General features: G+C 71.0%; 11 protein-coding genes. 8 read left to right on the top strand and 3 right to left on the bottom strand.

Features of this window, described 5'->3' with window-relative positions:
* Nucleotides 1–162: 162 nt before the first annotated feature.
* Nucleotides 163–759 (top strand): TetR/AcrR family transcriptional regulator, encoded by a 597-nt coding sequence (locus tag ACZ303_RS02765; RefSeq protein WP_467334343.1) that lies wholly within the window; start codon nucleotides 163–165, stop codon nucleotides 757–759.
* Between the two features lie 151 nt (nucleotides 760–910).
* On the opposite strand, the gene ACZ303_RS02760 is transcribed toward ACZ303_RS02765, so the two are convergent.
* Both ACZ303_RS02760 and ACZ303_RS02755 read right to left on the bottom strand, forming a co-directional pair.
* Nucleotides 911–1,612, bottom strand: a complete 702-nt coding sequence (locus ACZ303_RS02760; protein ID WP_467334341.1) for a ScbR family autoregulator-binding transcription factor — start codon at nucleotides 1,610–1,612, stop codon at nucleotides 911–913.
* A 146-nt stretch (nucleotides 1,613–1,758) separates the two neighbouring features.
* Complete coding sequence (locus ACZ303_RS02755; RefSeq protein WP_467334339.1) at nucleotides 1,759–2,931, bottom strand: alpha/beta hydrolase; 1,173 nt, start codon at nucleotides 2,929–2,931, stop codon at nucleotides 1,759–1,761.
* 288 nt (nucleotides 2,932–3,219) lie between these two features.
* On the opposite strand from ACZ303_RS02755, the gene ACZ303_RS02750 reads away from it, so the two are divergent.
* The 7 genes from ACZ303_RS02750 (at nucleotide 3,220) to ACZ303_RS02720 (ending at nucleotide 10,341) form a co-directional block, all read left to right on the top strand.
* On the top strand, nucleotides 3,220–3,789 hold the full coding sequence (locus tag ACZ303_RS02750; RefSeq protein WP_467334337.1) for a GNAT family N-acetyltransferase: 570 nt from the start codon (nucleotides 3,220–3,222) through the stop codon (nucleotides 3,787–3,789).
* An 87-nt stretch (nucleotides 3,790–3,876) separates the two neighbouring features.
* Complete coding sequence (locus tag ACZ303_RS02745) at nucleotides 3,877–5,247, top strand: carotenoid oxygenase family protein (RefSeq protein WP_467334335.1); 1,371 nt, start codon at nucleotides 3,877–3,879, stop codon at nucleotides 5,245–5,247.
* 201 nt (nucleotides 5,248–5,448) lie between these two features.
* Nucleotides 5,449–6,987, top strand: coding sequence for a vWA domain-containing protein (locus ACZ303_RS02740; RefSeq protein WP_467334333.1), 1,539 nt, complete (start codon nucleotides 5,449–5,451; stop codon nucleotides 6,985–6,987).
* A gap of 463 nt (nucleotides 6,988–7,450) precedes the next feature.
* Nucleotides 7,451–7,699: a hypothetical protein gene (locus ACZ303_RS02735; protein ID WP_467334331.1), complete on the top strand. Its 249-nt coding sequence runs from the start codon at nucleotides 7,451–7,453 to the stop codon at nucleotides 7,697–7,699.
* On the top strand, nucleotides 7,687–7,953 hold the full coding sequence (locus ACZ303_RS02730; protein WP_467334330.1) for a DUF7848 domain-containing protein: 267 nt from the start codon (nucleotides 7,687–7,689) through the stop codon (nucleotides 7,951–7,953). The genes ACZ303_RS02735 and ACZ303_RS02730 overlap by 13 nt, the downstream gene beginning before the upstream one ends.
* Before the next feature lie 141 nt (nucleotides 7,954–8,094).
* Complete coding sequence (metG, locus tag ACZ303_RS02725) at nucleotides 8,095–9,813, top strand: methionine--tRNA ligase (RefSeq protein ID WP_467334329.1); 1,719 nt, start codon at nucleotides 8,095–8,097, stop codon at nucleotides 9,811–9,813.
* Nucleotides 9,814–9,969: 156 nt separating this feature from the next.
* The gene (locus ACZ303_RS02720; RefSeq protein WP_467334327.1) at nucleotides 9,970–10,341 is read left to right on the top strand and encodes a DNA-binding response regulator; all 372 of its coding nucleotides are present in this window, start codon (nucleotides 9,970–9,972) and stop codon (nucleotides 10,339–10,341) included.
* 201 nt (nucleotides 10,342–10,542) lie between these two features.
* Here the strand turns inward: ACZ303_RS02720 and aspS are convergent, their stop codons facing one another.
* Nucleotides 10,543–12,318 (bottom strand): aspartate--tRNA ligase, encoded by a 1,776-nt coding sequence (gene aspS / locus ACZ303_RS02715; RefSeq protein ID WP_467334325.1) that lies wholly within the window; start codon nucleotides 12,316–12,318, stop codon nucleotides 10,543–10,545.
* Nucleotides 12,319–12,320 lie beyond the last annotated feature (2 nt).

Here is a 12,320-nt window from a genome sequence, read left to right as displayed (position 1 = left end):
GGTGGTGTCGCGGTCGTCCTTACGGTCCCCACCACGGACGTTTCCTGCGGCATGATCTCCACTCCCCCTAACGTGTGCGGCGGCGGCCCGAGTTGGCGACTTGTACGTGCCGACGGGCCGGGCGGCCGGGGCGGCAGGTTCACGACAACAGCGGGAGAGACCATGGGCAGCAGCACCCCTCAGGCGCGCAGGAGCGACACCCGTGAGCGCATCCAGAAAACGGCCCTGGACCTCTTCGTCTCACGTGGTTACGAGAAAACGTCGCTGCGGGAGATCGCCGAGGAGCTCGGCGTCACCAAGGCCGCGCTGTACTACCACTTCAAGACGAAGGAGGACATCCTCAGCGCGATCTCCGAGGACCTGGGGCGCCCGGTCGACGAACTCATCGACTGGGCCAAGGAACAGCCACCCGGCCTGGAGACCCGGCGCGAGCTGCTGAGCCGCTACAGCGCGGCGCTGAAGCCGGCCATGCCGATCTACCACATCCTCCAGGAGAACCAGGCGACCCTGCGCGACCTGGCCATCGGCCAGACCCTCCGGGAGCGGGTGGACGTCATCTCCCGGCTGATGCACTCCGGTGACGTCGACTTCGACACCCACATCCGCGTCGCCAGCGCCCTTTTGACCGTCCACTTCGGGGCGTTCACGCTCGACGCGCTCAGCGGCACCGCCGAGCAGAAGCGCCAGGGCCTCCTCAAAGTCGCCCTGGAGACCCTCGATTCCACGGAGCGCGAGGCCGAGACGGCCGGGACCGGCTGACGAACCGGCCCCCGACCCGGGGGCGGGCCCGGGGCGCCCGGCGTTCAAAGCCGACATTCAACGCCGGGCGCCCACGGCCCGATCCGCACGGCCTGGTTCGCACGGCCCGATCCGCACCGCCTGATGCGACGGTCCGTTCGGACAGCCCGGTTCACACCACCCCCGCCGGAGCGGCCGCCCGCCGCTCCGGCCCGGGGGCCGGGCAGCGCTGCCGCTCCAGCTCGGCCAGCGCCCTGGCCCCGCGGCCGGGGGCGATGTCGAGTCGGGCCAGCACGGCGGGCAGTGCCACGCTGGGCATGAGGTGCTCGTACAGCACGATCGCCCGGCGCTCCAGGTCGGCCCGGCTGGAGACCGTCTGCGACAGGGCGTTGATCCCGCCGTACGCCGCGACGATCAGCTCGGCGACCTCCTCGGGGACGACGTGCGGCAGTACCTCCCCGCGCTCCTTGCCCTCGACCAGGATCCGGGTGTGCAGCTCGGCCCAGCCGGTGAACGGGCCGCTGCGGCCCCGGACCGTGGAGTTGTGCTCCATGGTCAGCCGGACGCTGCCGCGCAGCACCGGGTCCGTCAGCAACCGGTGCGTGAAGATCATCCCCATGTCCACCAGCTCCTGCATCCTGGAGGAACCGGCCGGGCGGGGGCGGGCGGGCGCGGCCGACACCTGGGCGTCGACCACGGCGTGGGCCAGCTCCTCCTTGGAGGGGAAGTGGAAGTACAGCGCGCCCTTGGTCACTTCGGCGCGGGCGAGGATCTCGTTGATGGTCGCGGCGTCATAGCCCCGTTCGTCGAACACCACCGCGGCCGCTTCCAGGATCGCCCGCCGAGTCCTGATCGCCCGGTCCTGCTTCGCCACGGTCCCGCCTCCGAATCGATGGGTGGCCATCGCACCGGCGTCGAGCGTATGCAGCACCACGCGTCAGGGGAGGACGGCGAACCAGCCATCGTGTCCGGCCCGCGTATCGGGCGCCCCGCCCCGATCGGTCGCTCAGCCCCTACTGCTCAGCTGTTGACGTCCTGCGGGAAGGTCATCTGCTTGCTCATCCATTCCAGCGTGGGGGCGATCTCGCGCCGCCAGGTGGTGAAGTTGTGGCTTCCCTCGGGCAGGATCATTTTGTCCGCGCGCATCGGCTCCTTGACGGCCTTGAGGAATTTCTCCGTCTCCTTGTAGTTCTTCTCGCCCTTCTTGCTGCTGGTGACGAGCACCGTGGCCTGCGGCGTGGGCAGATTGTTCAGGCGCCAGATCAGATCGTGCTCGCGCTTGCGCTGCTTGGCCTCCTCGCCGCCGCCGAAGAGGTTCCCGGTGGTGAGGTCATTGCCGATCTTGTAGTCGGCGGAGAGCGCGGCGGCCACCGGATAGGTCTTGGGCTGGCGCATCGCGAGTTCGAGGGCGCAGGTGCCGCCCGAGGAGTAGCCCATGGCCGCCCAGGCGCTGGGGTCGTGGCCGACCCGGTAGGCGCTCTTGAGCGCCTCCGGCAGGTCCTTGGTGAAGTAGCTCTCGGCCTGCGGCCCGTCGGGGACGTCCACGCATTCGGTGTCGCGCGGCGGCGCGATGGTGGGCCGGACCATCACGATCACGGTCGGCTGCATCCGGCGGTCGGAGATCAGCTCGCTCGCCGTCTTCGGCACCTGGAGGTACTGGGAGAGGTTGGTGAAGCCGCCCGGGTATCCACTGATCGCCACGATCACGGGGAAGCGGTGACGCTCGTACTGCTTCTGGAAGTACTGCGGCGGCAGATAGACGAGCGCCGGCTCGACGACATTGGCGTGGCGGGCGACCAGGCGCACCGAATCCACCGCGCCGACCTTGTCCCGGGGCCCGGCCGGCAGCCCGGTCTTGCCCACGTTCTCCGACGAGGGCCGCACCAGGCCGCCCTTGCCGGCGGCGATGGCGGCGTTCGCGCCGACGTCGGTCCCCTGCGTGACCTGGCCCGGAGAGCGGTCGTACCTCCCGATCAGCTCGCCCCAGGTGCCGTAGAAGCTATTGGCGGAATTCACGGCCAGCAGGATGGCGGACATGATCGTCAGCTGAGTGGTCAGGATCGCGCCGAGCCGGCCGAGTACGGGAAGCGTGCCGCGCCCGGAAAGCCGCGGCCAAAGCCAAATGGTGAGCCCCACACACAGCACGGCGACGAATACCACCGTGTACAAGAGCGACCTGCTGGTCAGGCCCATGCGCCTCTCAACTCCCTGCCCCCGTGGTGGGTACTCATGTTCGGTAGACCCTGCTCACCGATGAAGAGGCCGGAATGGGTGGACAGGGTTGCCCTGCACCGATTTCTTACCCTGCTCTTGGCCTGCCGGTGTCCTGTTCGCCGCCCGCCGTTTCCGGCCGCGAAACCGGGCCCGCGGGAGACCGTGAGCGGAGCGCGCCGCACCGGAACCGGCAACGAAACCGTCACCGGGCCGGTTACCCGCCCCGGCCGGGGGTGGGCGCGAGCCGCACTGGGCAAGTAAGGGCGCATGGGTGACGTCTTCTTGCGCAGGTTGAGCCGCTGGCAGGCCGAGCAGTACCGCGACCAGCTCGCGGATCTGCACGTGGCGGCGTACGGGAGCCCGCCGGGGCCGCCCCACGACCGCGCCGCCTTCCTGGAACGGCTCGCCGAGGACTCCTCACGGCCCGGCTTCGACCTGGTGCTCGCCGACGGCGGCGGGCCGGTGGGCTGCGCGTACGGCTTCCCGCTGGCCCGGGACAGCGGCGTGTGGCACGCCTTCACCGGGCCGGTCCCCGCGGAGCTGGAGGAGCTGACGGCCGCCGGGCGGGTCTTCACCGTCGCCGAATTGACGGTGCTGCCCCGCCACCGCCGTCAGGGCCTCGGCCGGCGGCTGCACGACCGGCTGCTGGCGGGCAGCGGCGCCGCGCTCGCGGCCATGGTCCTCGCCCCGGACGACGCGCACGGTGAGGCGGCCCGCGCCGCGCTGGGCTCCTGGGGCTGGACGGCGGCGGGGGCGCTGCGGCCCGCCGGACCGGCGGGCTCGGGCGCCGCGGTGAGCTCCGGCGCGGAGGTCTTCACCCGCCCCCTGCGCAGGTGACCCCCCGCGCTCTGGCCGAACGCCGCCTTCCGATGGATGGTGGGGGAACGGCTCCGCGGCCGGCGGGCCGCGGTGAGGGGAGGCAGCATGAGCGAGGACCGCCCGACGGCCGGATCCGCCGGGAACCGCTTCCTGAGCGGTCTCTACGCGCCCGTACACGACGAGATCACGGCCGTCGACCTGCCGGTGACCGGCCGCCTGCCGGATTCCCTGCGCGGCCGCTATCTGCGCAACGGCCCCAACCCGCTGGGCGTGGAGGACCCGGCCGCGCACCACTGGTTCGCCGGCGAGGGCATGGTGCACGGTGTGCGGCTGCGCGACGGCCACGCCGAGTGGTACCGCAACCGCTGGGTGCGTTCCGACTCCGTCGCCGGGCGGCTCGGCGAGAAGCTGCTGCACGGGCCGCGCCACCTGGACCTGGACTTCGCGCCGAACACCCACGTCCAGTCCTTCGCCGGGCACCTCCTCGCGCTGGTCGAGGGTGGCTCGCTGCCGTACGAGCTGGACGAGGAGCTGTACACGATCGGCCCGTTCGACTTCCACGGCACGCTGCCCGGCGGGCTGGCCGCGCACACGGTCATCGACCCGTGCAGCGGTGAACTGCACGCGGTCGCGTACTGCCCGGCCTGGCCGTATGTGCAGTACCTCGTCGCGGGGACCGACGGCTGCGTACGCCGCCGGGTGGACGTCCCGGTCCGGGGCCGGCCGGTCATGCACGACTTCTCCCTCACCGAGCGGCACGTCCTCCTCTACGACCTGCCCGTCGTCTCCTCCGCCCCAGGGCAGGAGGCGGAGCCGTTCGCTTACTGGGACGACGACCGGCCCGCCCGGCTCGGGATCCTCCCGCGCGACGGCGACGCCGCCGATGTGCGCTGGCTGGACATCGACCCCTGCTTCGTCTTCCACCCCATGAACGCCTACGAGCACGACGGCGTCATCACCGTCCACCTCGTCCGCTACGACCGTCTCTTCGACCACCGACCGGGCGCGGTCGCCTCCCGGTCCCTGATGGAGCGCTGGACGGTCGACCTGGCCGCCGGCTCCGTACGGCGGCAGCCGCTCGACGACCGCGCGGTGGAGTTCCCCCGCGCCGACCCGCGCCGGCTGACCGGGCGGCACCGCTACGGCTACGCGATGCTGGAGACCGAGCCGGCGGACACCGGTGTCGACCGGCTGGGGGCGGGGCTGGTCAAGTACGACCTGGAGCGCGGTACGAGCGAGGAGTTCCTGGTCCACCCGGCGGGCGACGTCGGCGAGGGCGTCTTCGTCCCCTCGGCGCCGGACGCGGCGGAGGACGACGGCTGGGTGCTGGCCTACGCCTACGACCCCGAGCGCGAGGCCAGTGACCTGGTGGTGCTGGCCGCCCAGGACTTCGCGGCGGGGCCGGTGGCGCGGGTGCGTCTGCCGGTGCGGGTGCCACTGGGATTCCACGGCAACTGGGTCCCTGACGCGGTGTGAGAAACCGCTTGCCGGGGGCACATGAGTGCAAGTGGGTGTGGGGTCCGTCCCCCGGACGGTGGCGGCGGGGAGCGCCGTGCGGGGTCTGAGCGCGCCGGGCGTGTTGCGACGGCTAGCCTTACGTAGCCGTCCGGACCCGGGACTTTTCCCCGCACTACGGACATTTCATAGCTCCCCGAGACACGTGAAGGACTTCTCCACATGGGCATTCGGAGTCTGCTGCGGAACGCGTTCGGCCGGTCCAGGACAGCGACAGCCGAGCGCGACGAACCCAGCCTTCCCCAGCAGAACGCGGGACCGGCGGGCGTCGACGGCACGGAACCGGGGCCCGGTTCCGTCGCCGCCCCCGAGAAGGAGGGCTCGCCGTCCGGCGGGGGTTCCCCGTCCGGCGCCGCGCGGGTCACGGCTTCGGTGCCGGGGCCGGCGGTCGCGCCGGACGCCACGGGTTCGCCGTCCGGCGGAGGTTCCCCGGCCGGCGACGCCGAGCAGGTCACCGCCTCGGTGCCGGGACCCGCGGCCGCGCCGGAGGGTGCGCCTTCGCCCGAGGCCGAACAGGCCGTGATCGCCGGGCCGCGGGTGTCCGCGGAGGCCCCCGCCGGGGAGGCTCGTCCGGAATCCGCGGTGCGGGCGGTTCCCGCGCAGACCCCGGCCGAAGCCCCCGCCGAGGAGACCCGTCCGGAATCCGCAGTGACGGCGGTTCCCGCGCAGACCCCCGCCGAGGAGACCCTCCCGGATTCCGCGGCGCCGGTCGTCCCCGCGCAGACCGCTGGGGACCGGGTGCCCGATCCGGGGCCGCTCGGGCCCACCCCCGGGCCCACTCCCCAGCCGGATCCGCAGCCGCAGCCGGAGCCCGAGCCGACGCCGATGCCCGGGCCGAAGCCCATCCCCGAGCCGGACCCGGTGCCCACGCCCCGGCCCGGACCGGCGCCCGAGCCCGAGCCGACCCCCCGGCCCGTGCCCATGCCCGAGCCCGCGCCGGGGCCGAACCCGGAGCCCGCGCCCGCGATGCCGCCGCGCGGCGCGGCCGTGAGCCTGGAGAAGGTGGAGGCCGCCGCGCCCGCGCTGGTCAGCCTCTACAAGGCGGCCGGTGTCTCGCTGGCCAAGCAGGGCCTCGTCGGCCAGCGGGCGGCCGTCTATCTGGTGCTCGACCGCTCCGGCTCCATGCGGCCGTACTACAAGGACGGCACGGTCCAGCGCCTCGCCGAGCAGGCCCTGGGACTGTCGGCGAACCTCGACGACGACGGCACCGTCCCGGTCGTCTTCTTCTCCACGGACGTGGACGGCACCGCCGACCTGGACATCACCAACTACGCGGGCCGTGTGCAGGAGTTGCACGACGGCCTCGGCCACATGGGCCGCACGAACTACCACTGGGCCATCGCGGCCGTCGTCGAGCACTACAAGAACTCCGGGGCCACCGACCCCGCGTTCGTCATCTTCCAGACCGACGGCGCCCCCACCAGCAAGCCCGCCGCCGAGCGCGCCCTGTGCGAGGCGGCCGAGCTGCCGATCTTCTGGCAGTTCGTGGGCTTCGGCGACCCGGACGGCAAGGGCTTCGACTTCCTGCGCAAGCTGGACGACCTGGCGGTCCCGGAGAAGCGCGTCATCGACAACGCGGGCTTCTTCCACGCGGGCCGCGAACCGAAGGCGCTGACGGACGCCCGCCTGTATGAAGAGCTGATGGTGGAGTTCCCGGAATGGCTGGCCGAGGCACGGTCCAAGGGCATCGTGGGCGGCTAGCAGCCGTCGTCGTACGAAGAGGCCGCCCCGGCGATCGGGGCGGCCTCTTCTTCTTTACGCCGCCCATCTCCGCTGCGGCGCACGGGGGTTGACCGGGCGGACGAGCGGCGCCGCAACCGCCCGGGCCTTGCCCCCAGCGCCCTCCGGACGCCTCCGCGCGCCCCTGTGCGGTGGTGACGGTTACCCGACGGAGTGACTACGCTAGGTAGTCATAAGAACACGCTTCGAAGTCGAGGGCCTCGCGCTCTCTTCTCGCGGACTTCCTCCGAGCGCAGACCATCGGAGGGGGAGGGGAGCCCGGGTGGCGGGAGTGGCGGGAGGGCACCTCCCGTCACCCGGGTGCGCAGGACCCACACCCCGGAGCGCCCCGAGCCCACCCCCCGAGCGACCCCGGAGCCGTACGTCACCCTGCGTACCCACCCGATAACTGATCAGAGAGCGTCTCAGTGGGCATCCTCCTCGTGTGAGCAAAGAAAATCCCCCCGCGCTCCCCGCACCGCCGGCACCCGGCCACGTCAGTTACGCCGTCGACACCCGGACCGACCGGCTCGGTCAGGTCATGGACAGCCATGCGGGACATCTGCAACTACGTCCTCCCCAAGGCGGGGTCGAGTGGGACTGCCCACCCGAGTACGCCCGGCCCGCGTCGGAGGCGGAGGCGCTGCGCGCCCGTGTGGCACGGCTGAACGCCGAGAGCAGGTGGGGGCTTTGACCGCGCGCACCGTGTTCCTGTTCGGCACCTGGACCCTGCAACCGGACGAGGAGCCGGACGCGGAGCCGGTCACGTACGCGATGCAGTGCGCGGTCTGCGAGGAGAGCTCGGAGGCCGTGGAGGACTTCGCGGTCGCCCAGGGCTGGACGTTCCGGCACGCCGGACGGAATCCGTCCCACCACACCTACCGGGAGGTGATCACCAGGCCCTGGCGGGCGTGGATGGCCCAGCCACCCCCCACCGCCGCCACCTGACCGGCGCGCGAGCGCCTCCGCATCCGGATCCACAGGCGGGCCAGCGTCCGCGCGGCGAACGCCGAAATCGCCGCGCGGGCACCCCCTACCCCTCGGATACGCTAAAGACCTCTGTAAACCGCGACCAGGGAGCAGCCGGAAATGGCTCGACACCTCATCACCAGCGCCCTTCCGTACATCAACGGGATCAAGCACCTGGGCAACATGGTGGGGTCCATGCTCCCGGCGGACGTGTACGCCAGGTACCTCCGCCAGACCGGCCGCGAGACGATCTACATCTGTGCCACCGACGAGCACGGCACGCCCGCCGAGCTGGGGGCCAAGGAGGCCGGCCTGCCGGTGGCGGAGTTCTGCGCGAAGCAGCACGACGCGCAGAAGGCCGTCTACGAGGGCTTCGGCCTCGCCTTCGACCACTTCGGCCGGAGTTCCTCGCCGGAGAACATCGAGATCACGCAGCACTTCGCGCGGAAGCTCCAGGAGAACGGCTTCATCGAGGAGCGGGCGATCCGCCAGGTCTTCTCGATCGCCGACGACCGCTTCCTGCCCGACCGGTACATCGTGGGTACGTGCCCGCACTGCGGCTACGACAAGGCGCGTGGCGACCAGTGCGAGAACTGCACCCGCGTGCTGGACCCGACGGACCTGATCGACGCCCGCTCGGCCATCAGCGGGAGCAGCGACCTGGAGGTCCGCGAGACCAAGCACCTCTTCCTCCTCCAGTCGAAGCTGGCGCACGAGGTCGAGGCGTGGGTCGACGAGCACGGCGAGGACTGGCCCGTGCTGGCCTCCTCGATCGCCCGCAAGTGGCTGACCGAGGGCCTGCACGACCGCGCGATCACGCGCGACCTGGACTGGGGCGTGCCGGTCCCGGCCGACACCTGGCCGGAGCTGGCGGCCGAGGGCAAGGTCTTCTACGTATGGTTCGACGCGCCGGTCGAGTACCTCGGCGCGACGAAGGAGTGGGCCGACCAGGACCCGGAGAACCGCGACTGGAAGTCGTGGTGGTACGAGGCCGAGGACGTCCGCTACACCCAGTTCATGGGCAAGGACAACGTCCCCTTCCACACGGTGATGTTCCCGGCCACCCAGCTGGGCACCCGCGAGCCGTGGAAGAAGGTCGACTACGTCAAGGCCTTCAACTGGCTGAACTACTACGGCGGCAAGTTCTCCACCTCCCAGAAGCGCGGCGTCTTCACGGGCGACGCCCTGGAGATCCTGCCGGCCGACTACTGGCGTTACTTCATGATGGCGAACGCCCCCGAGTCGGACGACACGTCCTTCACCTGGGAGCTGTTCTCCGCCACGGTCAACAAGGACCTCGCCGACGTCCTCGGCAACTTCGTCAACCGCGTGCTGTCGTTCTCGCGGAAGCGTTTCGGCGACGACGTCCCGGGCGGCAGCGAGGCGGGCGAGGCCGAGGCCAACCTGGGCCGCGAGATCGCGGAGCTGCTCGGGGAGTACGAGACCCAGATGGAGGCCCTGCAGTTCCGCAAGGCCGCGCAGGCCCTGCGCGCGCTGTGGAGCGCGGGCAACGCCTACCTGGAGACCAAGGCCCCCTGGCTGGAGATCAAGACCGACCCGGACGCCGCCGCGCTGACGCTGCGCACGGCGATGAACCTGATCCACCTGTACGCGGTCGTCTCCGAGCCGTTCATCCCGGCGTCCGCCGCCGCGATGCGGGGCGCGTTCGCGCTGGAGAACGACACCGCCACGTGGATCACCTCCGACGAGGCCAAGTCGCTGTCCTTCGTGCCGGCGGGCACGCCCTTCACCGTGCCGCCGGTGCTCTTCGCGAAGATCACGGAGGACGACCTGGAGTCGTTCCGTGAGCGCTTCGGGGCGGGCGACAGCGAGGCGTAAGGCCGCGCGCGAAGCTCGAAGGGCCCGGAACCCGCGAAGGTTCCGGGCCCTCATTTATGTCCGTTGATCGATCGGCAATCGTTCGTTGAAGCCGCCCGCGCATGCTGGTGCTCGTTGATTCACGGGGGAAAGACGGGGAAAGACGAGGAAGCCGCAGTGTTCCAGAAGCGCATCACCGTAAGTGTCCATGCCACCGACGACCTCAACCGCGCCCGGTTCGTACGCCAGCTGCGGGCGGCCATGCCCGAGGTACGGGTCGTCCGGGGGAACAGTGACGTCGACTGCCTGCTCATGGGGGCGGACGACACCGTGGCGGCGGGCGAGCTGCGCCGGCTGACCAGAGACGGCGGGGGCCCGGTGGTGCTGGTCGCGGACGAGCTGGGCGAGACGGAGCTGATGGCGGTGGCGGAGTACGGGGTGCGGTCCGTGCTGTGGCGGCGGCGGCTCACGCCCGGCCGGCTCTCACGGGCTGTTCACGCGGCGGCCGGCTGCTGCCCCCGCCTGCCCTTGGTGACGGCGCTGATGTGAGTGCGGCTGAGCGCCCGCGGCGCTGTCCTCGAAGGCCGGACGGGCTTGGTTTCGTGCCCCTGCCGGGGAGCCCGGACCGCCTCCCCGCGTAATTGGGTTGCTCTTGAACCATCCCATGAGCTCCCATGCCGGTAGCGGAAACGCGAGGGCCCGGAACCACATCGGCGGTTCCGGGCCCTCGCGTGCGTCGTGCCGCCCGTCCTACTGGGCGGGCTTGACCTGCGGCGGCTTGCGCAGCGACAGGTGGAGCTCCTTCAGGCGGGACTCGTCGACCTCGCTCGGGGCGCCCATCAGGAGGTCCTGGGCGTTGCCGTTGAGCGGGAAGGCGATCGTCTCGCGGATGTTCGGCTCGTCGGCGAGCAGCATCACGATGCGGTCGACGCCCGGGGCGATGCCGCCGTGCGGCGGGGCGCCGAACTTGAACGCGCGGAGCATGCCGCCGAACTCGCGCTCGACCTCGTCCTTGCTGTAACCGGCGATCTCGAACGCCTTGTACATGACGTCGGGCTCGTGGTTGCGGATGGCGCCGGAGGACAGCTCGGTGCCGTTGCAGACGATGTCGTACTGCCAGGCGAGGATGTCCAGCGGGTCCATCGTCTCCAGGGCCTCGAGACCGCCCTGGGGCATGGAGAAGGGGTTGTGCGAGAACTCGATCTTGCCGGTCTCCTCGTCCTTCTCGAACATCGGGAAGTCGACGATCCAGCAGAAGCGGAAGACGTTCTCCTCGAAGTGGCCGGCGCGCTTGGCGGCCTCGACGCGGACCGCGCCCATGATCTTGGAGACCTCGTCGAAGTCGCCGGCACCGAAGAAGACGGCGTGGCCGGGGACCAGGCCGAGGGCCTCGGTGAGGGCCTTGACGTCCTCTTCCGAGAGGAACTTCGCGATCGGGCCGGCGAGCTCGCCGCCCTCGTTCACCCGGATCCAGGCCAGGCCCTTGGCGCCCTGCTCGACCGCGTACTCACCGAGGCCGTCGAAGAACTTGCGGGACTGACCGGCGGTGTCCGGCACGGCCAGCGCGCGGACGTGCTTGCCGGCGAACGCCTTGAAGCCGCTGTCGGCGAAGACCGCCGAGACGTCGACCAGCTCCAGCTTGGCGCGCAGGTCCGGCTTGTCGGAGCCGTACTTGAGCATGGCCTCGCGGAACGGGATCCGCGGGAAGGGGGAGGTGACGTGACGGCCGTTGCCGAACTCCTCGAAAAGGTCGGTCATGACCTTCTCGATGACCTGGAAGACGTCCTCCTGCTCGACGAAGGACATCTCGACGTCGAGCTGGTAGAACTCGCCCGGCGAGCGGTCCGCGCGGGCGTCCTCGTCACGGAAGCAGGGGGCGATCTGGAAGTAGCGGTCGAAGCCCGCGATCATCAGCAGCTGCTTGAACTGCTGCGGCGCCTGCGGCAGGGCGTAGAACTTGCCGGCGTGCAGACGGGACGGCACCAGGAAGTCACGCGCGCCCTCGGGGGAGGTGGCGGACAGGATCGGGGTGGCCATCTCGTTGAAACCGAGCGCGGTCATCTTCTGGCGCATCGAGGCGATGACGGCGGACCGCAGCATGATGTTGCGGTGCATGCGCTCGCGGCGCAGGTCGAGGAAGCGGTACTCCAGGCGCCGCTCCTCGTTGACCCCGTCCTCGGTGTTGATCGTGAAGGGCAGCGGCTCGGCGGTGCCCAGCACCTCGACCGCGGTGACCTCGACCTCGATCTCGCCGGTGGCCAGCTCGGGGTTGACGTTCTCCGCGCCGCGGCTCATGACCTTGCCGTCCACGCGGACGACGGTCTCCTTGGTGAGGTGGCTCAGCGCCTCGTTGGCGGGGGTGCCGGGGCGGGCGACGAGCTGGACCAGGCCGTGGTGGTCGCGCAGATCGATGAAGAGGATGCCGCCCAGGTCGCGCCGATTGTGCAGCCAGCCACTCAGTCGCACGTCGGTGTCGACGTCAGCCGCACGGAGCTCGCCGCAGGTGTGGGACCGGTACCGATGCATCG

The sequence above is a fragment of the Streptomyces sp. NPDC023527 genome, from assembly GCF_055560115.1.
This window is presented reverse-complemented; position numbering and strand designations above follow the sequence as displayed.